Origin of the sequence: Rhodococcus daqingensis (genome assembly GCF_042665615.1) — a bacterium.
GTDB lineage: Bacteria > Actinomycetota > Actinomycetes > Mycobacteriales > Mycobacteriaceae > Rhodococcus_G > Rhodococcus_G daqingensis.
The window spans coordinates 95,938-118,783 of the sequence record NZ_JBHTCS010000021.1; the positions used below are offsets into that span (position 1 = coordinate 95,938).

General features: G+C 71.8%; 13 protein-coding genes. 6 read left to right on the top strand and 7 right to left on the bottom strand.

The genetic code is table 11. The features are described 5' to 3' along the window. Positions 1 to 45 precede the first annotated feature (45 nt). Both ACFQS9_RS17570 and ACFQS9_RS17575 read left to right on the top strand, forming a co-directional pair. Entirely contained in the window at positions 46 to 633 is a 588-nt protein-coding gene (locus ACFQS9_RS17570) for a T3SS (YopN, CesT) and YbjN peptide-binding chaperone 1 (RefSeq protein ID WP_378406979.1), read from the top strand. A gap of 145 nt (positions 634 to 778) precedes the next feature. Further along, entirely contained in the window at positions 779 to 2,116 is a 1,338-nt protein-coding gene (locus ACFQS9_RS17575; protein WP_378406981.1) for a T3SS (YopN, CesT) and YbjN peptide-binding chaperone 1, read from the top strand. 16 nt (positions 2,117 to 2,132) lie between these two features. On the opposite strand, the gene recD is transcribed toward ACFQS9_RS17575, so the two are convergent. Genes recD through recC form a run of 3 tightly spaced genes read right to left on the bottom strand, consistent with a single transcriptional unit; the run spans position 2,133 to position 10,518 of the window. After that, positions 2,133 to 3,983: an exodeoxyribonuclease V subunit alpha gene (gene recD / locus ACFQS9_RS17580; RefSeq protein ID WP_378406983.1), complete on the bottom strand. Its 1,851-nt coding sequence runs from the start codon at positions 3,981 to 3,983 to the stop codon at positions 2,133 to 2,135. Next, positions 3,980 to 7,258: a UvrD-helicase domain-containing protein gene (locus tag ACFQS9_RS17585; protein WP_378406985.1), complete on the bottom strand. Its 3,279-nt coding sequence runs from the start codon at positions 7,256 to 7,258 to the stop codon at positions 3,980 to 3,982. Before ACFQS9_RS17585 ends, recD begins: the two co-directional genes overlap by 4 nt. Next, positions 7,255 to 10,518 (bottom strand): exodeoxyribonuclease V subunit gamma, encoded by a 3,264-nt coding sequence (recC, locus tag ACFQS9_RS17590; protein ID WP_378406987.1) that lies wholly within the window; start codon positions 10,516 to 10,518, stop codon positions 7,255 to 7,257. Before recC ends, ACFQS9_RS17585 begins: the two co-directional genes overlap by 4 nt. Before the next feature lie 236 nt (positions 10,519 to 10,754). On the opposite strand from recC, the gene ACFQS9_RS17595 reads away from it, so the two are divergent. From ACFQS9_RS17595 to ACFQS9_RS17610, 4 genes are all read left to right on the top strand, one after another. After that, the gene (locus ACFQS9_RS17595) at positions 10,755 to 14,033 is read left to right on the top strand and encodes a protein kinase domain-containing protein (RefSeq protein WP_378406989.1); all 3,279 of its coding nucleotides are present in this window, start codon (positions 10,755 to 10,757) and stop codon (positions 14,031 to 14,033) included. A 192-nt stretch (positions 14,034 to 14,225) separates the two neighbouring features. Next, positions 14,226 to 17,495 (top strand): protein kinase domain-containing protein, encoded by a 3,270-nt coding sequence (locus tag ACFQS9_RS17600; RefSeq protein WP_378406991.1) that lies wholly within the window; start codon positions 14,226 to 14,228, stop codon positions 17,493 to 17,495. A gap of 138 nt (positions 17,496 to 17,633) precedes the next feature. Continuing rightward, the gene (locus tag ACFQS9_RS17605) at positions 17,634 to 18,632 is read left to right on the top strand and encodes an MBL fold metallo-hydrolase (RefSeq protein ID WP_378406993.1); all 999 of its coding nucleotides are present in this window, start codon (positions 17,634 to 17,636) and stop codon (positions 18,630 to 18,632) included. Between the two features lie 160 nt (positions 18,633 to 18,792). Then, positions 18,793 to 20,331, top strand: coding sequence for an acyl-CoA synthetase (locus ACFQS9_RS17610; protein ID WP_378406995.1), 1,539 nt, complete (start codon positions 18,793 to 18,795; stop codon positions 20,329 to 20,331). 16 nt (positions 20,332 to 20,347) lie between these two features. Here ACFQS9_RS17610 and ACFQS9_RS17615 read toward each other — a convergent pair whose 3' ends face one another. From ACFQS9_RS17615 to ACFQS9_RS17630, 4 genes are all read right to left on the bottom strand, one after another. Further along, the gene (locus tag ACFQS9_RS17615; protein WP_378406997.1) at positions 20,348 to 21,994 is read right to left on the bottom strand and encodes a plasmid pRiA4b ORF-3 family protein; all 1,647 of its coding nucleotides are present in this window, start codon (positions 21,992 to 21,994) and stop codon (positions 20,348 to 20,350) included. After that, positions 21,972 to 22,232, bottom strand: a complete 261-nt coding sequence (locus tag ACFQS9_RS17620; protein ID WP_378406999.1) for a hypothetical protein — start codon at positions 22,230 to 22,232, stop codon at positions 21,972 to 21,974. The genes ACFQS9_RS17615 and ACFQS9_RS17620 overlap by 23 nt, the downstream gene beginning before the upstream one ends. A 41-nt stretch (positions 22,233 to 22,273) precedes the next feature. Continuing rightward, the gene (locus tag ACFQS9_RS17625) at positions 22,274 to 22,537 is read right to left on the bottom strand and encodes a hypothetical protein (protein ID WP_378407001.1); all 264 of its coding nucleotides are present in this window, start codon (positions 22,535 to 22,537) and stop codon (positions 22,274 to 22,276) included. A 66-nt stretch (positions 22,538 to 22,603) separates the two neighbouring features. Then, entirely contained in the window at positions 22,604 to 22,846 is a 243-nt protein-coding gene (locus ACFQS9_RS17630; protein WP_378407003.1) for a hypothetical protein, read from the bottom strand.

Below are 22,846 nucleotides of genomic sequence, written 5' to 3' on the forward strand. Positions count from 1 at the left end.
GCTACCGTGGACCCGCACACATCCCCGCGCAGGACAGAGGAAACCATGAGCGACCACGACACTACCGACGACCAGCCGCTGCGGATCGACGGCGCACTCGCCGTGGTCACCGAGCAGCACGACCAGCTGCACGCCCTGTGCGTGCGCACCCTGGCCGAGCTGCTGGGCTCCGAGCCGGACACCGACGAGGACGGCGATATCGCGATCCCCGTGCACGGCTTCGCGGTGTACGTGACGGTCGCGGACGATGGACCGCAGCTGCACGTGTGGTCCTCGATCGTCACCGGCATCACCGACCGCGCGCAGGCCACCACCCAGCTGGTCGCGCTGTCGGAGGAGTGGCCGCGGCTGCGCTTCTCGCTGAGCGAGGAGCACCTGCTGGTCTCGACGCTCGTCGACGCGGACCCGTTCACGCCGCAGCACCTGATCAACCTGATCGACGAGATTCACGACCTCACCCACGACCTCGACGACGACTTCGCCGCCCAGTTCGGCGGCACCCTCGACTGCGACGCCGACGACGACAGCTACGCAGGCGACTGCGGTGGCGGGGGCTGCGGCGGCGACTGCGCGTGTGGGGACTCCGGTGAGCATGTCGAGGGCGACCTCGGCATCACCCCGGCCGCCAACTAGCCGAACCCGACGGGAGCAGGCGTTCGGCGACATCGCCGCACGTCTGCTCCGCCGCGTCCTGAGCCAGAATGTCGGGCGCTCGCGTTACCCTGCTTGCCGACGGTCGGGAGCGCGGCCGTAGCGCGCTGCAGATGGGACCACACCGTTGCCCGACCTCGAAAAGTTCGACCAGGCCGTCGAACTGGCGTGGCGTGAGTTTCGCGGCACCCTCGCCGACCACATCGGCACGATGCGCGGCGAGGACATCCTAGTGGTCGAGCTCGCGGAGGAACCGGGCGTCGGCGGCTACCTGCCGTGCGTGCAGTTCCTGGCCTGGGCCGAGGACCTGGTGCGCTGCGAGGTGCCCTCCAACGCCTTCCTCGACCCCCGCTTCGCGTTGTCGGCCGCCGACGAGGCGCTGCTGATCGAGCTGGGCTGGCAGCACCCCACCTGCGCGCCCGACGACGATCCCGGCGACGGCTCACCGGCCTACTTCCTCGACCGCACCGTGCGGTGGTCCGACCAGCTGGCGTCGATGGCCGTAGCTGCCTTCCGCGACGTGTGGAGCGTGCCGCACCCGAGCTTCCTGCGGGCCGAGGCCATCGGCAGCCGGGCCGGCCATCTCGCCGGGCCCACGGTGCGGGACTGGCTCGCCTCGGACGTCGATCCGATGCTGGCCGTCGCCCCGCGCGACCCGGATCACCTGCGCGATCTCGTCGAGGCCGCCCTCACCGATCTGCTCGGCGACCAGCCGCAGGTCGACAGCGACGGCGACTTCGTCCTGACCATCGAGGGGCACGCGGTGTTCGTGATCCCGCACGCCACCGAACCCGTCATCCGGCTGTGGGTGCCGCTGCTCTACCGGATCGGTGGCCGGACCCGGGCCGCCGAGACGGTCGCCGACCTCACCGCACGCTGGTCACACCTGCGGTTCGTGCTCCGCGAGGACCGCCTCAACGCGGTGGTCGAGGTCCCCGGATTCCCCTTCGTGCCACGACATCTGACCGATCTGCTGGACCGGATCACCGCCTTCCTCGCGACCGTGGACCGGGCGTTCGCCGGACGCTTCGACGCCGTCGGCTATCGCACCACGCCCTCGCCCGCCGCGGACCACGAATGCGTACCGGACGTGCCGCCGTCGCTGATGGCGGTGATGCAGCTGGTGCTCTTCGGGGAGGGGGACCTCGACGCCGAGACGGCCGCCGACGTCTGTGAACGCGACCGCACCTCCATCCTCGAGTACATGCGGATCAGCGCGGAACGCGCGGCGGAGTGGCGTGGCTCGCTGGAGAAGGCCCGCGCCGAGGCGGACCCGGACGAGATCGCGCTGTGCGAGGGCGAGGCCGCGGCCTGGACCGACACGCTGGCCGCGCTCAGCGGAGCCCTGCGGGTCGTCAGCTTCTCCCGGCCCGGACTGCTCTCCCCCGAGCCCGCGCAGCCCCCGCTGCAGTTGGAGCTGTTCGAGGACACGAACGAGCTCACCCTGTTCGACGACCCCCGCTGAGCCCGGACCCGCGAGGCTAGCCCCGCCGCAACCCGCTCGCCCGCAACACCCGCCGCCGCACCCCTGCCCGCACCGACGCCTCGTCCCCGACGATCCGCACGTGCCCGCGCGCCCGGGTAATGGCCGTGTACAACAACTCCCGCGTCAACAGCGACGACTCCTCGCCGGGCAGCACCACGGACACCGTGTCGTACTGGCTGCCCTGGCTGCGGTGGATCGTCATCGCGTACACCGTCTGCACGGCGGACAGCCGGCTCGGGTGCAGCAGCAGCGGCTCCTCGCCGCGGGCGAAGGCGGCCACCAACTCGCCGTCCCCGCGGTCCACCACCACGCCGGTGTCGCCGTTGTAGATCCGCACCTCGTGATCGTTCGCGGTCACCAGCAGCGGCTGCCCGACGTACCAACGGTCCGGATCGAGCCGGGTCCCGGTCGCCGCGCCGATCCACTCCATCGACGACCGCGCCCACCACGCCGCGCCGAACGGGCCCTCGCGATGCGCGCACAGCAGCCGGTGCGACTCCGATGCCCGCAGCGCCGCCACCGCGTCGCCAACAGAGGCCGCCTCGGTCACAGCCGCGGCACCGGACACCACGTCCAAGCGCAGCGCAGCCAGATCGTCCGGCGCGACGAAGGACACGTCCTCCGCCCCGGACCGAAGTATCGCCATCACCGCGTCCTCGTCGCCGTCACGCACCGCGACCGCCAGCCGGGCGATCTCACCGCCGAACCGGCGCCCGCGGCTGAGCCGAACCACGCCGCCGCGCAACCGGTCCCGCTCCCCCACGCTGAGCGCGGCCTCCTCCGGATCGTCGGCCGCGTCCAGGTCCGCGCCCACCACCCGCGCCAGCACCGGGTTCTCCGTCCCGGTCACCGGCCGCGCCACCAGGTCGGCCAGCACCGCGCCCGCGTCCACCGACGTCAGCTGGTCCGGGTCCCCCACCAGCACCAGCCGGGAGTCCGGGCGCAGCGCCTCGAGCAGCCGGCACATCATCGTCAGCGACACCATCGACGTCTCGTCGACCACCACCACGTCGTAGGGCAGGTGGTTGCCGGCGTTGTAGCGGTACCGGCTCGCGCCCACCCGCTGCCAGCCGAGCATCCGGTGCAGCGTCATCGCCGTAAGCCCGGCGGGGAGCTTTACCTCCTCTGCCTGCTCGCGCACCGCCTCCTGCAGCCGCGCGGCCGCCTTGCCGGTGGGCGCGGCGAGTCCGATCCGCAGCCCGTCCCCGTGCTCGGCGGCCAGCAGCGCCAGCACCCGCGCCACCGTGTGCGTCTTGCCGGTGCCGGGTCCGCCGGCGATCACCGCCGTCCGGTGCGTGGCGGCCACCGCCGCGGCGATCCGCTGCCGGTCCGGGGCGGCCGCACCGCCGAACAGCTCCGTCAGCCCCGCCCGCAGCCGGTCCTCGTCCACCGCGGGATGGCCGAGCGCGCGCTCGTCGAGCACCCGCCGGATGGTCTGCTCCTGCCGAAAGTACTTCTCCAGGTACAGCAGCCCGCCGTCGTCGGTGTCGACCAGCCGCAGCGGGCGCAGCGGACCGGACTCCCCGCCGATCACCAGCGGGCTGCGGCGCAGCGCCGCCAGCACGTCCGCGTCCTCGGGCCACGGCAGCGCCTCCAGGTCCACGCCCTCCGCGGCCGCGGACTCGTCGACGGTGATCTCCCGGATCCTGCCCAGGTCCAGGCACACCGAGCCGGAGCGCACCGCCCGCACCGCGAGCGCCGTCGCCAGCAGCGCCTCCTCGGCGGCCTCCCCACCGAGCGCGCCGAGCCGCAGCGCGACGTGCACGTCCGCGGCGGCGAGCACCCCGGCCTCGTTGAACACCCGCAGCGCGCCCTTGCCGCGCTGCGCCACCTGCACCTCGGTCACGGCGTCACCTCGATTCCGGCCAGCAGATCCGACAGCTCGGTCACCAGGGCGGCGGGCGGCGCCCAGTCGAAGACGCCCGCGCCGGCCGGGCTGTCCGAGCCCGCCATGCCGCGCACGAACAGGTACTGCACCCCGCCCAGGTGGGTGGCCGGGTCGTAGCCGGGCAGCCGCCACCGCAGGTAGCGGTGCAGCGCAACCGAATACAGCAGCGCCTGCAGCGGGTAGTGGGCGCGCATCATCTCCGCGGCCATCGTCTCGGCGGTGAAGTCGGCGGTGGTGAGGTCGCCCGGCGCGAGCCGGTTCGTCTTGTAGTCCACCACCACGAAGCGGGGTCCGGGCAGCCGCAGCACCGCGTCGATGCTGCCGGTGAGGTAGCCGCGCAGCGGCGCCGCACCGAGGGTCTCGAACAGCGCCGCGTAGTCCGCGAGGGGGTCGTCGGCGGGCAGGTGCCGGCGCAGCAGCGGCGCGACCCCCGCGAGGGTCACCTCCGCGTCGGGGTCCTCGCCGCCGGCGAGCGGCAGCTCGAAGTCCAGCTCCGGCAACCGGTCCGACGGCGGGATCGACGCCAGCGTGTGGCCACCACCCAACGGCGTGTGCAGCACCGGCAGCAGCGCGGCGGCGAGCGCGTCCGGGTCCACGCCCGAGTACCCGGCGGCCACCGTCTCGCGGCAGCACCGCACCAGCTCGGCCTCCAGGTCCGCGGCGGCGGTGTCGACCTCCTCGAGGACCGCGTGCACCAAGGTGCCGAACGCGGCCCCGGCGGGCAGCCCGTTCATCGGCGACGGCAGGCCCACCGCGGCGGTGGGCGAGACCAGCGGCGGCTCGTCCGGCTCGTCCGGCTCGGGTTCCTCCGCCTCGCTGCCCACGCTGGGCGGGGCGTCGTGCGCGTGCGCGGTCAGGGCCGAGTACGAGGTGCGCCGCCAGGCGGCGTCGAGGTCGCGGTCGAAGCGCGCCGCGGCCAGCTCCCCCACCTCCTCCTGCGGCGGCGTCCACTCCGGCACCACGATCGGGTCGGCACCGACCGCCTCCACCCGCACCAGCTCGGAGTCAACCGCCCACGCCGAGAGCCGCTGCGCGACATCCGGATCGGCGGGCACCCGCTCCTGGGCCGGGACCTCCAGCTCGCCCGGCCGCCGGGCCAGCAGCATCCGGTGCAGCGGCGCGGCCCTGGTCGAGAAGGCGGGCGCCCACCAGAGCACCAGCTGGCACATGGCCCGGGTCAGCGCGACGTACAGCAGCCGCAGCTCCTCGCCGGCCTCCTCGTCGTCGTGCCGCTTCTTGCGTTCGTTGTAGCCGGGGCCCTCGGGCCCGCCGACGTCGAGGATGCGGCGGCCGTCCGCGTCGTGCAGCAGCAGCTTGTCGGGCTTCGGGTTCTTCGCCGCGTCCCACGCGTACGGCAGGTACACCAGCGGATACTCGAGGCCCTTGGTGGCGTGCACGGTGGCGATCTGCACGGCCGCGGCGTCGCTGTCGAGGCGGCGGCTGCGGTCGACGCCGCCGACCGCGGGGTCGCGCATCCGGTCGGTGAGCCAGCGGGTGAGCGCGGTGAGCCCGAGGGACTCGGCGACCGCGGCCTCGTTGAGCAGCTGCGCGACGTGCCGCAGGTCGGTCAGGCGCCGCTCGCCCGCGGCCCGCGACAGCATCCGGGCCTCGAGCCCGCTCCACGCAGCGAGCCGCTCGAACAGCGCCGCGAAACCGGACTGCGCGAACACCGCCGACAGGTCCCGCAGCCGCCCGCCGATCTCCGCGACCGCATCGTCGCCCGCGCCGTCGAGCTCGGCGGCGGTGCGCCCGAGCAGCGGGGTGAGCGCCGCCAGCCGCACCCGGTCCGAGCGGTGCGGCTGCTCGATGGCCTGCAGCACCCACAGCCAGTCGCGCGCGGCCGGGGTGAGGAACACGCTGAGCCCGCCGACGGTGACCGCGGGCACCCCGGCCCGGTCCAACGCGTCGTGCACCAGGGCGACCTGCGCGTTGGTGCGCACCAGCACCGCGATGTCGCCGGGCTCGACGGGCCGCGGCCCGCCGCCCAGGTCCACCGTCTGACCGCCGCCCAGCAGCCCCGCGATGTCCGCGGCCAGGTCCGCCGCGACCCGCCCGCGCAGCGGCCCGACCGCGGGAAAGCCGGTCTTGCCCAACGGTCCCGCGCCCGCGCGCGGCAGGTGCCGCAGCCGCAGCGGCACCGCCCCGCCGATCCGCGACCCCGTCTTCGCGGCGTCGACGGGGTGTACCACGATCTGGGGGTGGCCGAGCGCGGCGCCGCCGTGCAGGTGCGCGAGCGCGTCCAGCAGCGGGCCGTCGCTGCGCCAGTTGGTGGTGAGCTCCTGGTGGCTGTGGGCGGCGCCGACCGCGTCCAGGTAGGCCAGCACCTCCGCGCCGCGGAACGCGTAGATGGCCTGCTTGGGGTCGCCGACGAGGATCAGCGTCGACTGCCCGTGGAAGGCGCTGCGCAGGATCCCCCACTGCAGCGGGTCGGTGTCCTGGAACTCGTCGACCAGCACCACCGAGTAGCGGTCCCGGACCCGGCGGCAGGCGGCGGGGCCGTGCACGGGGTCGGTGAGCACGCCGTGCAGCAGGGCGGGCAGGTCGTCGAAGTCGCGCAGGCCGACCGCGCGCTTGCGGCGGCGCGCCTCGGCCCGCACGGCGGCGGCGAACGCGGCCGCGTCGCCGGCGGGGGTCCCCTCCGCGTCGTCGGGCGCGAGCTGCGCCTGCGGGTCGAAGATGGCCGCCCGCGCGGCCTTTCGCGCCTCGCCCGGGGTCAGCGAGGGCGACCCACCGCGCCCGAAGGTGCTCAGGTAGAGGTCGCCGATCACCTCCGCGTTGAGGTCGGTGGCCTCCTCGACCAACACCGCGTCGGGGTCGCGTTCCCCGGCCATGCCGAGGCCGTCGAGCATGCGCTGGCAGAAGCTGTGGGTGGTGGCGATGGTGGCGGCGTCGAAGTCCGACAGGGCCTGCAGCAGGCGGCGACGGCGCAGCGCCACGGTGTCGGGGTCGGCGTCGGCGAGGTGCGCGACGAGCGGGTCCCGGCTGTTCGACGGGTCGGCGAGCCCGGCCGCGGCGGAGGCGAAGCGCTCCCGGGTGCGTTCGCGGAGTTCCTTCGTCGCGGCCCGGCTGAAGGTGACGAGCAGCAGGCTCGCCGGGTCCACCCCGGCCTCGGCGACGAAGCGCGCGGCCAGGCCGACGATGGCGTAGGTCTTGCCGGTGCCCGCGCTCGCCTCGAGCACGGTGGTGCCCTTCGGCAGCGGGCCGAGCAGGTCGAACGCGGTGCGCCCGGTCACGGTTCTCCCAACGTCTCGGCCGCCAGCAGCGGGTCCCACAGCTCGCGGGCGATCGCCCCGAAGGCGCTGCCCTCCACCGGGTCCGGCGCTTCGGTGAGCACGGACAGCGCGGGCGCGGCGCCGTACACGTAGCCGAGGTGCCGGTCGGTGGCGTCGCCGAAGGTGCCGCCCCACTCCTTGCCCGCGGCCTCCATCGCCATCTCGACGGAGGCGCCGCCGGAGCGGCGTTCCGCGTAGGCCGCCGACGCACCGGTCGCCATCGGCGGCGGGGCCTGCAGGCCCCGGTCGCGCAGCTCGACGAGGCGAACCAGCTGGGCCAGCGCATCCTCGGGCGCGGTGAGGGTGGACTGCCAGGTGGGGCGGCGGTACTGGCCGCGGCCGGTGGTCACCGCCCGCCAGGGGGTGTCGCGCGGCCCGGCCGACGCGGCGACCGCCAGCAGCTGCGCCCACGCCGTCAGCCGGTGCTTCGGCGCCAGCCGCGAGAACGTGGTCCGCGCGATCACCGTGCCGTGCACGCCGCCGACTGTGCCGGTGAGCCGCCGACCGGACCCGAGATCGACGTCCACGTCGATCGTGTCCGCGCGGCCGGGCTGGCGTCCGGCTGCGGCGAGGGACCGCACCGTCGCCTCGATCTCGCCGAGCGCGCCCTCCCCCAATCCGAACGGCGGCAGAGTGCCTCGGCGCCACTCGGCGGCCCGGAAGTCCGCGACGCCCTCCGCGAAGTCCCGGCCGTCGGCGAGCAGCGTCGCGAGCATCCGTTCGCCGATGTCCCACTTCGACAGCGGGTCCAGCTCCAGGTCCAGCGCGTCGGCGACGTCCTCATCCAGCTCGGGCACCCGCAGCCCGAGCCGCTGCCGCAGGAACGCCTGGGTGGGGTGGACGAGGAACGCGACGAGCTCGGCGAGGTCGACGTCGCCCGGGGCCCTCGGCGGCAGCGGCTCCGCGAGGAAGGCCGCCTCCGGCTCGGGCGGGCGCTGCGCGGCCCGCGCCCCGGCCAGCGCCGCAGCGTCGAAGCTGAACGGTCCCTCGGGCCGGAAGTTGCGGGCGTCGAACGGCTGCAACGGATGCCGGGTCAGCGTCGCGTCCGGGCGGCCCGCCATGGTGTCGAGGACGTCGCACAGTTCGCTGAGCGGGATCGCGGGCGGCCGCCGGGAGCCGCTGACCGGGTCGGCGCCCGTGTAGAACAGCACCAGCTTCTCGCTCGCGGACATCACCGCGTCGAGCAGCAGCTGACGGTCCTCGCTGCGCGGATCCCGTTCCCCCGGCAGCGGTGTCCGCGCGAGCACGTCGTCGCCGTCGACGCCCGCGCCGCGCGGGAAGACCTCGTCGTCGAGCCCGAGCAGCACCACCACCCGGTGCGGCACCGAGCGCATCGGCACCATCGTGCACACCGTCAGCTCGCCGGTGCGGAAGTTGGCGCGGGTCGGCCGCCCGGCCAGCCGCGCGCGGAGCATCGCGCGCACGTCGGCCAGCCGCAGCTCGCGGTCGTCGCCGTGTTCGACGGCGGCGGCCAGCTCGCGCTGCGCCTGTCCCAGCTGCCAGGCGTCGCGCTCGCGCACGTCGACGAGCAGGTCCAGGGCCCGGGCCAGCCCCGCCGACCACCGGCCGGTCGGCTGCGGGCCGCGCAGCCCGCGCAGGGAGACGTCGAGCCGGTCGACGAACTCGGCGAGCCGGCCGGTGAGGTCGATGTCGTTGCTGTCGACGTCGTCGAGCGGCAGCGCCAGCGCGAGCCACTGGCCGTCGGAGCCGTCCGCGGCGGCGCCGAGCAGGATGCGGTCCAGCGCCGACCGAACGGTGTTCTGCGGGAAGTCGCCGAGCCCGAAGTCGGTGCGCTGCATGGGCCCGATCCCCCACCGCGCCCCGGCGGCGGTGGTCCACTCGCGCAGCCGCTCGAGGTCGTCGTCGGTGAACCGGAAGCGGCGGCGGACGGGTTCGGCGGCGGCGAGGTCGAGCACCTGGCTGGCGGTGACACGGCCGTCGGCCAGCCCGAGCAGCGTCGCGACGACGGCGAGCACCGGATTGGTTTGGTGCAGTGCGCGATCGGCGAGGCGCACCCGCAGCCGGGTTCCGGGGTGCCCCACCGATTCCTGACCGAACGCGGCCCGCACCAGCGGCGCGTAGGTTTCCACGTCCGGGCACATGACCAGGACGTCGCGCGGCTCGAGCGTCGGATCGCCGGAGAACAGGTGCAGCAGTGTCTCGCGCAGCACCTCCACCTGCCGGGCCGGGCCGTGACAGGAATGCACCTGCACGCTGCCGTCGGCCGCGGCCCCGACGTTGGGCGCGCGGTCGGCGGCGATGTCGGCCTGCAGCAGGCCGAGCAGGGTGTCCGGGGCCGGGGCGGCGCGGTGGTGCGCGTGCTCGATGCCGGGGCGACTGAGCCGGGCCTGCAGCTCGCGGACGTCGCGGGCGAGGCCGGCCAGCAGCGGGTGCGTGACGGCGAGCGCGCCGTCGTCGTCGGCGCGGGTCGCCGCGGGCGCGCGATCGGCCAGCTCCGCCCACATGCCGGGGCTGGGGTGCGGAACCCACAGGTGCACATCGCGATTCGCGGCGATCGCGGACAACACGTCGATCTGGGCGGTGGTGAGCCGGGTGGGCCCGAACACCGAGATCCGGTCCGGCAGGTCGAGCAGACCCGGCTCGGCGACCAGCCGGGTGCAGGCAACGACCAGCCGCTCGGCCGGGCTGGGGGTGCCGATGCGCTCGCGCAGCCGCCGCCACAGCTCCGCCTGCCACAGCAGGTCGTCGTCGAGCGGGCCGCCGGCGCCGTCGGTGTCGCGTCCCTCCGACCAGTCCACCAGCATCGCCGGGCGCTGCGCACCGTAGCTGCGGAACAGCTCCGTCAGGTGCGCGGCGGTGCTGTACCGGCGTCCGCTGCGGTGGTCGTCGGCGCCGCGGCCGAGGTGTCGCGCCAGCACGGACGCCCACGGCTCGTCGAGGACGTCGTCGATGACGCCGAGCAGCGTCCACAGCAGGCGCGCCGGGTTCCACGGGTCCTCGTCCGCGGTCATCCCGGTCGCCGCCGCGACGGCCTCGTCCACCAACCGGGTCGGCGACGGGAACTCGATGTTCGCCGCAACCCCGTCGCCATTGACCGCGCCGAGGGTGGCCGACAGCCGCTGGGTGAGCCAGCGCTCGACGCCCTTGGCGGGGACCGCGATCACCTCACGGGCGAACGGGTCGGCCAGCGGGTGCTTCAGGACATCGGCGAGCCCGGCCGCCAGGGTGTCGGAGCGTTCGGCGCGGTGCAGCGTCAGCACGTACTCCCCCTCGGTTCGGACTCCGCGATGGTCGGCTCAGGCTTATCACAGCGCACCGACTAGCCGGGGTGGGCGCGCGCGATCGCTGGTAGACCGCCCCGGGCGGGTGGCACTATGGAGTTCCGGAGCGAGGCCACCTCTCGCGGGCGACCACGTCGCTCCCGGGATCCGTCCGTGAGGTGAGTGCCGTGCCGAATCGTCGAGGACGCCACACACCCGGCAGAGCGGCATGACCGATGGCCGGCGACGATCCGTTCCAGACTCAGCGCGGTGTGACCCCGTCGGTGACCTCGGCGCTGGATGCCGTCGGGCTCACCGACGCGACCGAGATCGGCCGCGGCGGCTTCGGCGTCGTCTACCGCTGCCGGGAGGCGACCCTGGACCGCACCGTGGCGGTGAAGGTGCTCACGGCCACGCTCGACGAGGAGAATCTCGCCCGGTTCGTCCGGGAGCAGCGGGCGATGGGCCGGCTCACCGGGCACCCGAACATCGTCAACGTCCTGCGGGTCGGCACCACCGAGAGCGGCCTGCCCTACCTGGTGATGCCCTATCACCCGCGGCGTTCGCTCGACGAGCGCATCCTCGATCACGGCCCCCTGCCGCTCGAGCAGGCACTGCAACTGGGCGTGAAGCTGGCCGGCGCGGTGGAGTCCGCGCACCGTCTCGGCATCCTGCATCGCGACATCAAGCCGGCGAACGTCATCCTCACCGACTACGACGAGCCGGCGCTGTCCGACTTCGGCATCGCGCACATCTCCGACGGAGCCGAGACCTCCGCCGGCACGTTCACCGCCACCCCCGCCTTCACCGCGCCCGAGGTCCTGGAGGGTGGCCCGCCCAGTGCCGCCGCGGACGTGTACGGGCTCGGCGCGACGTTGTTCTGTGCCCTCACCGGCCACGCGGCCTTCGAACGCCGCACCGGCGAACCGGTCGTCGCGCAGTTCCTGCGCATCACCTCGCAGCCCGTTCCGGACCTGCGCGAGCACGACGTTCCCCACGACGTGGCCGCCACCATCGAGGCCGCCATGTCCGCGGACCCGGGCGCCCGCGGCACCGCCGAACAGATCGGCGACGTGCTGCGCGAGATCCAGTTCCGCCACGGCTTTCCGGTCGACGAGATGGCCCTGAAGTCCGTAGCCGATCCGAAGCGCGGCAAGCGCGGCAAGCGTGGCCCGTCGACGAGCGGCAAGCGCCCGCCGACCGGACCCTCGACGCGGGGCCGGAAGGGGAATCTGCCCGCGGAGCTGACCAGTTTCGTCAACCGACGCAACGAACTGGCCGAAGCGAGGGAGCTGCTGTCGTCCTCCCGGCTGGTGACGCTCACCGGCATCGGTGGCGTCGGAAAGACGCGCCTCGCGCTGCGGATCGCGACGAGCACCCAGCGTTCCTTCGGTGACGGGGCGTGGCTGGTCGAGCTGTCCGACCTCCAGGACGAGGCGCTCGTGGTCGACGTGGCGGCGGCCGCCCTCGGGCTGCGGTCCGTCTCGCATCAGCCGCTGCGGACGGTGCTCGCGGAGTTTCTCGAGCCCCGCCAGATCCTGATGGTGCTCGACAACTGCGAGCAGGTGATCGGCGCGGCGGCGGACCTGGCCGGGACGCTGCTCCAACGCTGCCCCGAGCTGCGCATCGTCGCCACCAGCCGGGAGTCACTCGGCATCGGCGGGGAGGCGACACTCCGGGTTCCGCCGCTCAGCTCACCTGCCCCCGACCGCCGACTCGACCTGGCGGGCCTGCCCAGTTACGACGCGGTGACGCTGTTCGCCGAACGCGCCGCCGCGGTCCTGCCTGGATTCGAGCTCACCGAGGAGAACATGGCCTCGGTGGCCGGGATCTGCCATCGGCTCGAGGGGTTGCCGCTGCCGATCGAACTGGCGGTCGGTCGATTGCCCGCACTGTCACCCGAGCAGATCCTGGACCGGCTCACCGATCGCTACACCGTCCTGACCCGCGGCAGCCGCACGGCCCCGACCCGGCAGCAGACCCTCCGGCTGTGCATCGACTGGAGCCACGAGTTGTGCACACCCGAGGAACAGCAGTTGTGGGCCCGACTGTCCGTGTTCGCCGGCAGCTTCGACCTCACCGCGCTGGAACAGGTCTGCGGCGACGGCCTGACGCCCGGCGCTCTGCTCGACCTGGTCGCGTCCCTGGTGGAAAAGTCGATCCTGGTTCACGAGGAATCGGCGACCGCGGGGCGCTACGGGCTCCTGGACACCATCCGCGAGTACGGGCTCGAGAAGCTCGCGGAGTCCGGCGAGTACGCGCATATGCGGCGACGCCACCGGGACTGGTACGAGCGCCTGGCGCTGAGGGCGGAAGCCGACTGGGTGGGCCCCCGACAGCTGGACTGGATCGCCCGCCTGAAACTCGATCAGCAGAATTTTCGGGTGGCATTGGATGCCAGCATGGCGCAGCCGGGCGACGCGGCGGTCGGTCTGCGCATCACGGCCGCGCTGTTCCCGTTCTGGCTTGCCAGCGGACAGCTCAACGAAGGCGCCCACTGGACCGAACGAATGCTGTCCGTCGAGGGCGTTCCGCGCGGCACGGCGTGGGTGAGAGCGGTCAGCCTCGGCGCGGTGCTCAACGGGTTCCGCGGCGCCGTGGGCACCGGCGCCGAATGGGCCGGATGGGCGCGCGCGGCAGCGGCGGACACCGACGACCCGGTCGCAGCCGCGACCGTTGACTATGCCGACGGCCTTCTCGCATTGACAGCCAATGATATACCCACCGCTGCAGCACATTTCGATGCAGCCCTGGAGGGGTGTCCGCCCGATGACGACCTCCTGCGGCTCGCCGTGCTGATGGGCGTCGAGGCGACCCGCGGGCTACTCGGACAGTCGGCGGGGGCGGCCGACTGCCTCGAACGGATGCTGGACATCACCGAGCCGCGCGGCGAGATCGTGTTCCGGGCGTGGGCCCTGCAGACGCTGGGGTTGACGGTGTGGTCGACCGATCCGCCGCGGGCGATCGCGCTGCTGGAACAGGCGTTGCGGCTGTCCCGGTCCTTCGATGATGCGTACGGCTCGTCGCTGTGTCTCGACGGCCTGGCCTGGACCGCCGCGGCCGACGGCGAGCACACCAGGTCCGCGGTGTTGCTCGGCTCCGCGCAGGCCATGCGGCAGATGGGCGGCGTGCAGGACATCGCGCTCCCGAGCTGGCGCGCCCACCACGACGAATGCGAGCGACGGACCCGCCGGGCGCTCGGGCCGAAGTCGTACGAGGAGAGCTACCGGCGGGGAGCGTCCGCGAGCCTCGGGGAGGCCGTCGCGTACGCACTGGGCGAATCGCCCGAGGAGCAGCCGCGGCCGCGGACCACCGCGGACAAGGTCACCCTGACCCGGCGCGAGCTGCAGGTGGCCGGCCTCGTCGCCGAGGGGCTGACCAACAGCGCCATCGCCGCCAGGCTGGTGATCTCGCAACGGACCGCCGAGGGCCACGTCCAGCGCACGCTCGCCAAGCTCGGATTCACCTCGCGGGCGCAGCTCGCCGCCTGGATGGTCGAACAGGACCAGGGCTGAGACCACGATCGATCGTGAACCGACTTCCCGGCTGGAGCGCGTGCGATCGCTGGTAGAGCGCCCCGCGCGGGTGGCACTATGGAGTTCCGGAGCCAGGCCGGCTCTCGCGGTCGGCCTCGTCCGCTCCCGGGATCCGCCCGTGAGGTGAGTGCCGTGCCGCATTGTCGAGAACGCGACAGATCGGCGTGACCGATGGCCGGTGACGATCCGTTCGCGACTCAGCGCGGTGTGCCCCCATCGGTGGCATCGGAGCTGGCTGCCGCCGGGTTCACCGATGCCACCGAGATCGGGCGAGGCGGCTTCGGCGTCGTCTACCGCTGCACGGAGGCGACCCTGGACCGCACGGTGGCCGTGAAGGTGCTCACCGCCGACCTCGACGAGGAGAATCTGACGCGCTTCGTCCGGGAGCAGCGGGCGATGGGACGGCTCACCGGCCATCCCAACATCGTCAACGTGCTGCGGGTCGGCACCACCGAGAGCGGCCTGCCCTACCTGGTGATGCCGTATCACGCGCAGCGTTCGCTCGATGTGCGCATCCGCGACCAGGGCCCCCTGTCGCTCGAGCAGACGCTGCAACTGGGTGTGAAGCTGGCCGGCGCGGTGGAGTCCGCGCACCGTCTCGGCATCCTGCATCGCGACGTCAAGCCGGCGAACGTCATCCTCACCGACTACGGCGAGTCGGCGCTGTCCGACTTCGGCATCGCACACCTGCCCGACGGGTTCGAGACCGCCATCGGCACGTTCACCGCCACCCCGGCGTTCACCGCGCCCGAGGTCCTGGGCGGTGGCCCGCCCAGTGCCGCCGCGGACGTCTACGCCCTCGGCGCCACGGTGTTCTGCGCCCTCACCGGTCACGCGCCGTTCGAACGCCGGAGCGGCGAGCAGGTCGTCGCGCAGTTCGTGCGCATCACCTCGCAGCCCGTTCCGGACCTGCGCGAGCACGACGTTCCCGACGACGTGGCCGCCGCCATCGAGCGCGCCATGTCTGCGGATCCGGACGCCCGCCCCACGGCCGCGCAGCTCGGCGACGAACTGCGTGAGATCCAGTTCCGCCACGGTCTCCCGGTCGACGAGATGGCACTGCACTCCGCGGCCGTCCCGAAGCGCGGCGATCGTCGTCCGTCGACCAGTGGCGGGCTCCCACCAACCGGGCCCTCTACGCGGGGCCGGAGGGGAAACCTGCCCGCGGAGCTGACCAGTTTCGTCAACCGTCGCAGTGAACTGACCGAGGCGAAGGAAATGCTGTCGTCCGCCCGGCTGGTGACGCTCACCGGCATCGGTGGCGTCGGGAAGACCCGCCTCGCGCTGCGGATCGCGACGAGCTCCCAGCGCGCCTTCCGCGACGGGGCGTGGCTGGTCGAGTTGGCCGACCTCCGCGACGAGTCGCTGGTGGCCGGCGTGGTGGCGGCCGCACTCGGACTGCAGTCCTTCTCTCGCGAGCCGCTGCCGACGGTCCTCGCGGAGTTCCTCGAGCCGCGCCAGATCCTGATGGTTCTCGACAACTGCGAGCAGGTGATCGGCGCGATCGCGGAACTCGCCGAGACACTGCTCCAACGCTGCCCCGAGCTGCGCATCGTGGCCACCAGCCGGGAAGCCCTCGGCATCGGCGGGGAGGCGACGCTCCGGGTTCCACCGCTCAGCGCGCCCGCCCCCGACCCTCAGCTCGACCTGGGGGCACTGCCCAGCTATGACGCGGTCACCTTGTTCACCGAACGCGCCGTCTCGGTCGTTCCTGGATTCGCGCTCACCGAGGACAACATGGCCGCCGTGGCCGGGATCTGCCACCGGCTCGAGGGATTGCCGCTGCCGATCGAACTGGCGGCGGGTCGATTGCCTGCCCTGTCACCCGAAGAGATCCTGCAACGACTCACCGACCGCTTCACGCTCCTGACCCATGGCAGACGCACCGCCCCGACGCGGCAGCAGACCCTCCGGCTGTCCGTCGACTGGAGCCACGAGTTGTGCACGCCCCAGGAACAACAGCTGTGGGCTCGCCTGTCCGTGTTCGCGGGCAGCTTCGAGCTCACCGCCGTGGAACAGGTCTGCGGCGCCGGCCTGACGCCGGGCGCGCTGCTAGACCTGGTCGCGTCGCTGGTGGCGAAGTCGATCCTGATTCACGAGGAATCGGCCACGGCGGGGCGGTACGGGCTCCTGGACACCATCCGCGAGTACGGCCTCGAGAAGCTGGCGGAATCCGGCGAATACGCGCAGATGCGGCGGCGCCACCGGGACTGGTACGAGCGTCTGGCGCTGAAGGCGGAAGCCGACTGGATCGGACCCCACCAGCTGGACTGGATCGCCCGCCTGAAACTGGATCAGCAGAACTTCCGTGAGGCATTGGAGGCCTGCATGGCGGAGCCGAGCGAGGTGGCGGTCGGCATGCGCATCACGGCCGCCCTGTTCCCGTTCTGGCTTGCGAGCGGACAGATCAACGAGGGCGCCCGCTGGACCGAACGAATGCTGACCGTCGAGGGGGTTCCGCGCGGCACTGACTGGGTGCGCGCCGTGAGCCTCGGCGCCGCGCTCAACGCCTTTCGGAGCGACATCGCGACCGGCACTGAATGGATCGGATGGGCGCGCGCGGCGGCGGAGACGAGCGACCCGGACGCCGCCGCGACCGCGCTGTACGCCGCAGGCGTTCTGGCGTTGGGTTCCAATGATGTGTCCACGGCAGCAAGTCATTTCGACGCCGTCCTGGAGGTGTGTCCGCCCGACGCCCACCTCCTGCGGGTGATCACCCTGACCGGCGCCGAGGTGGCCAGCGGGCTGCTCGGGCAGCCGGCGAGGGCGGCCGACTACCTCCAGCAGGTGCTGGACATCACCGAACCGCGCGGCGAGCTCGTGTTCCGGGCGTGGGCCGTGCGGACGCTCGGGTTGGCGGTGTGGGCGACCGAACCGGAGAGGGCGATCGCGCTGCTGGAACAGGCATTGCGGCTGTCCCGGTCCGTCGACAATTCGTTCGGCTCCGCTCCGAGCCTCGAGGGCCTGGCCTGGATCGCTGCGGCCGAGGATGACTACGCGAGGTCCGCGGTGCTGCTGGGCTGCGCGCAGGCCATGCGGGAGACGGGGGGCCTGCCGGAGATCGCACTCCCGGGCTTGCGCGCACAGCACGACGAGTGTGAGCGACGGACCCGCCGGGCACTCGGGCAGAAGTCGTATGACGCGAGCTACCGGAAGGGCGTGTCCGCGAGTTTCGGGGAGGCCGTCGCGTACGCCCTGGCCGAGTCCCCCGAGCCGCCTCGGCCACGGGGTGCCACGGGCAAGACCAAGACCACCCTGACCCGACGCGAGCTGCAGGTCGCCGACCTCGTCGCCGAGGGGCTGACCAACAGCGCCATCGCCGCCAAGCTCGTGATCTCGCAACGGACCGCCGAGGGACACGTCGAGCACATTCTCGCCAAGCTGGGATTCACCTCGCGGGCACAGGTCGCCGTCTGGATGGTCGATCACCACCGAGGCTGAACCACGGTCGATGTCAGCCGCGGAGCGCCGGTCGGGCCGTCCCGCCGCCCGGGACCCGGGTATGGACCGGCGAGACGACGTCCGGTAATGATGAGGACAAATGTTTTGAAACCAATTTCACTAGTGACGAGGTAACCCATGCTCGACGCGGCAGCCATCGGCGATGGCATCTTCCAGATTCCCGTGCCCATGTCCCACAACCCCCTGGGCGCCACGCTCGTCTATGCGATGGAGTCCCCCGGCGGCCTGATCCTGGTCGACGCCGGCTGGGGCGACGACGAGGCCTGGGCGGGACTGAACGCGGGCCTCGAGTCGATCGGCCACTCGGTCGCGGCGGTGGAGGGCGTGGTGCTCACCCATTTCCACCCCGACCACACCGGCCTTTGCGGGCGTATTCGCGACGCGTCCGGCGCGTGGATCGCCATGCACGAGTCCGACCACGAGATGTTCGGGAAGATGTCCTCCGCCCGCGACGCCGAGTGGCTGGACTACCAGACCACCAACATGGTGCGGGCGGGCGCCGCGCCGGAGGACCTCGAGGCGTTCCGGCGGGCGGCGGGATCCGACGCGCCGGTGGGCCCCGAGTCCGCGCCGGACCGGGTGCTCGCCGACGACGAGATCGTCGCGCTCACCGGCCGCGGCCTGCGCGTGGTGTTCACGCCCGGCCACACCCCCGGCCACGTCTGCTTCTACCTCGACGACGCCGACGTGATGTTCACCGGCGACCACGTGCTGCAGAAGACCACCCCGCACGTCGGCAACTTCGTCTACCCGCTCGAGGAGCGCGACGCGCTCGCGGAGTTCCTGGACTCGCTGCGCCGCGTGCAGTCGATGGACATCACCCGCGGACTCGGCGCGCACGGCATCCCGATCGACGACGTCGCGGGCCGCGCGGGCGAACTGATCGAGCACCACGAGGAGCGGCTCGAGCACCTGCTCGACGCTTTCGGCGATGACCGGATCACCGTCTGGGAGGTGGCCCAGCGGATGAAGTGGTACCGCCCGTGGACGGACTTCCACCCGATGGCCAAGGGGATGGCGCTGTCCGAGGCGGCCGCGCACCTGCGGCACCTCGTCGCGCGCGAGCAGGTCGCGCAGGTGCCGGGCACCGAGCCGGCGGTGTTCGCGCGGCGGTAGGCGCTCCGCGCCCGTGAGTCCTTCTGGCCCCGTGGCGGACCCGAAGGACTCACGGGCGGCGGACCACCTCAGCGGCGCGACAGACCGGTGATTCGGGCCACATTCGGCGCGAAAAAGCAACCCCTACCGCGATAGTTGGACGTCCGATAACCTGACGTCCATGAGTCAGGATCCGCGCACCAACACCGTCGACGGAGTGCTCCGCCGCTCGGCCGCCAAGTTCCCCGATCGCACCGCGCTGACCTTCGACGGTCGCAGCCGGACCTACCGCGACCTCGACGACGCGGTCACCCGCGCGGCCGGTCACCTGCTGGCGCTCGGGTTACGGCCCGGCGACCGGGTGGCCGCGTACGGCACCAACTCCGACGCGTACGTCATCGGCTTCCTCGCGTGTGCCCGTGCGGGCCTGGTGCACGTGCCGGTGAACTACGCCCTCAAGGGCGAGGAACTGACCTACCTGGTGTCGCAGTCCGGGGCGCGGGCCGTGTTGGTCGACCCGGCCCTGCGCGACACCCTCGACTCGGTGCGCGAAAACCTCGCCGTCGAGCACGTGCTGCCGCTGCGCGACGCGGACGGCTCGCTGCTCGAGCTCAGCGGCACCGGCGAGGTGCCGGCGCTGGAGCCGCGGGCCGCCTCCACCGACCTGGTGCAGCTGCTCTACACCTCGGGCACCACCTCGAAGCCCAAGGGCGCCATGATGACTCACGGCGCGCTCGTGCACGAGTACGTCTCGTCGGTGATCGCACTCGGCCTGGCCGCCGACGACAACCCGCTGGTCTGCATGCCGCTCTACCACTCCGCGGGCATGCACGTGTTCACGCTCCCCTATCTGTCGGTGGGCGCGACAGTGAACCTGATGGCGGCGCCGGACATCCCGGAGATCCTGCGACGGATCGAGGCCGAGAAGATCGGCTCGCTATTCCTCGCGCCCACCGTGTGGGTGCCGCTGGCGAACCACCCGGACCTCGAGACCCGCGACCTGTCGTCGCTGACGAAGGCGCAGTACGGCGCGTCGATCATGCCGGTGACCGTGCTCAACCGCCTGCGCGAGCGCTACCCGGACCTCGGCTTCTACAACTGCTTCGGGCAGTCGGAAATCGGCCCGCTCGCCACGGTGCTGCAGCCCGAGGAGCACGAGGCCCGGCCGTCGTCGTGCGGGCGCGCGGTGTTCTTCGTCGAGACCCGGGTGGTCGACGCCGAGGGCAACGACGTGCCCGACGGCGAGTCCGGCGAGGTGCTGTACCGGTCGCCGCAGCTGTGCCAGGGCTACTGGGAGAACCCGGAGGCGACGGCGGAGGCGTTCCGCGACGGCTGGTTCCACTCCGGCGACCTGGTCACCCGCGACGCCGAGGGCTTCATCACCGTCGTCGACCGCATCAAGGACGTCATCAACACCGGCGGCATACTGGTCGCCTCCCGCGAGGTAGAGGACGCCGTCTACACCCACCCGGCGGTCGCCGAGGTCGCGGTCATCGGCACCCCGGACGAGAAGTGGATCGAGGCGATCACCGCCGTCGTGGTGCTGCGCGAGGACCACGACCCGGTGACGGCCGAGGCCCTGATCGGGCACGTGAAGGAGCGGATCGCGCCGTTCAAGGTGCCGAAGAACATCCAGTTCGTCGATGCGTTGCCGCGGAACCAGAGCGGGAAGCTGCTCAAGCGGGAGTTGCGGACAGTGCAGCAGGATTCGCGAGCCTGACGGACGGCGTCGCCTGCTACATCGACAGCGCCATCCGCGCGAAGACGCGAGCCCACGCGGGATCCGCGGGCGCGTCCGGCTGCCCGTAATTGTCGACCAAGGCCCCGATCGTTCTGAGGAATTGGCGGGTCGGGTCGGCTGCCCATCCCGCGTCGGACGCGCTGAGTGGGGTGCCGTCGCTGTTACGCCAGCCCAGGACGGTCAACGCCTCGACCATCACCGCGCGGCGCTCGTTGCTCGAGGCGCCGGCCGCGACGGTGAGCAGCAGGATTCGTCCGGCCTCCTGCTCGACGCGCTCCTTGCCGAGCGGAAGTGTGGTCACCACGTGCGCCCACAGGTCGCCGTCACTGCGCAACATCCGCACGCCCAGCTTGGTGAGGAGCAGCCTGCCCTTGAGCTTCCGGGTCAACCCGAACGCCCGACCGGCCTCACGCAGGAACTGGACCTGCGGGTTGTCCACCTCACGCGTGCTGGTCCCGATCCGGTTCCCACCCCAGTCGAGTTCGTTGCGCGCCGCCTCGACGTCGGCGGGCGGGAGGTATCCCGACGCGGTCAGCGTGATGCCGTCGGGACCGATTCGATGCAGCAACCATCGCAGGTGCGCAAGCGCGCTCGCCTGCACGTGGTCGAAATCCGGGCCAACCCCACCCTGGAGTTCGGCCCGCGAGATCAGCGAATACAACAGCGGCGCAGCCCGATACGGAACCCGAGTCAACAGCTCGGCAAGCTGCGAATCGAATACCGGCGGGTTTCGCCGAAGCGCATCGCGCCTGCGCAGCGCCGCGTTCGCAGCGTCGAGGTCGAAGGCCTCAGGCGCGAAGTCTGGTCCGGCCCACTCCCGCAGCTCTTCGTGCTCCGGGTGCATCGGATCGTCGAGCACCTCCAGAAGGTGTTCGTAACCGCGCACTCCTCCGCAGTCTTCGGGCGGACAGGAGCGCTCACCGGCCAGGCAAGCGACCGCGCCGGGCGCCGCATCCTCGGCGATCGCCTCGAGGATGATGGTGTGCTCCCACCCGTCCCCGAAGTCGTACACGTACCGCAGCGTGTCCCCGGGCTCAGCCAGCGCCTCGTCGAGCCGAATGTCCTCCTCGCAGAAGTCGTCGCCCTCTTCCACGAAACTGTCCTCGATACTCGACCGCATCGCGTACGTTTCACGACCCCCTGGACGCTGCGGGTTCACGCGTACCCACTCGTGCAAGTGACAGTCACCCCAGCCCATTGCTGCCTGGAGCAAGGGATGTAGTTCATCGAGCCGCAGATTCGAAGGGACCACGATGCGCCGCCAGATGGCGGGGGTGACGCCCGCGAGGTCTATCCGTAGCTGGTAGCCCGCCACATCCCGCCGACGCCTCGAGCTGTCCGAACGTGAGGTCGCGTGGTCCGCCAGATCGTCGATCTCGTCGATGAATGCGCGCAGCTCCTCGGGTGAGGTGGGCACCGCCCGAAGGTGCGAGGGTCTACGCATGTCGGGGCCTCCCATGCCGTAAAGGTAGGGCATGGACTGCTCCGCCCGTGGAGAAGGCGAGGACCGACCATTGTCGAGCAGCAGGGCGCCTTCGCGGAATTCCGGGTGCGCGAGGACGGCGATCATTTCGCGACCGTCGAGCTCCAGTACCGGGTCACGGCTGACCGTTCGAAAATCACCGCGTGCGACCACTGCCATGACGTGGCCACCGCTCGACGTATCTTTGAGTGAAGAGTCCGAGCATGAACATGCACGCAACCTTCTCGGAGTCGAAGCTCACGTCGTCCCACCGTGAACCGCGTTCCGAGAAGTACACGACCCACTTGTCACCGTCGCGAACCAAGCAGAACCTGTCATCGGCGTCGTGCCCAATTGCGTAGTCGCGCTCGCCGAAGCCGAGATCGTCGAGGTAGATCCGCAAGAGCTGCACCGACATCCGCACGTTCAATCCCCTAGCTCGAAGCAGTCGGACGTTGGCTAGACCGGTGTGCCCCGGTTCCGACCCGGCTGCACGATGAGCAGGTCGTCCCGCTCGTGGCGCCTGCACTCAGCCACAAACGCGGAGGCTTCGGCCGGGACGGACAGGAAACGGGCATAGGTTTCCCGGTCGATCTCGTAGTACTCCTCGTAATCGACCAGCCCGTTGCTCACCGGCAGTGAAACGTAGCACCGGCCCGCATCCAGCTCGATTCCGATCGAGAACCTCGCGTCCCGCGAGAAATACGTACGGTGAAATCTCATTGGCTGCTCGCATTTTCCCCTGACACGCCACAGAAAGAGACTTTGAGGTCCCAAGTGAGGCGCACGCTACTCGTGTCCAGCAAGCACTTCTCGCAACTGATCGATCGTAATTTGGGTCGATCGGTCTGGATCTAGCTCATCCTCTATGTCAACCGTCCTGTCGCTGCCGTTGATTGTCACGTTGAACACATCAAACGTCAGTTCGCGCACCGTGCCGGGTCCGATCTGGGCCAACAGATCTAGGAGTAGCTTTCGCGTGTACTCGTCACACTCGATGTCGAAAAACTCGTCAACGATGCTTCTATCCAT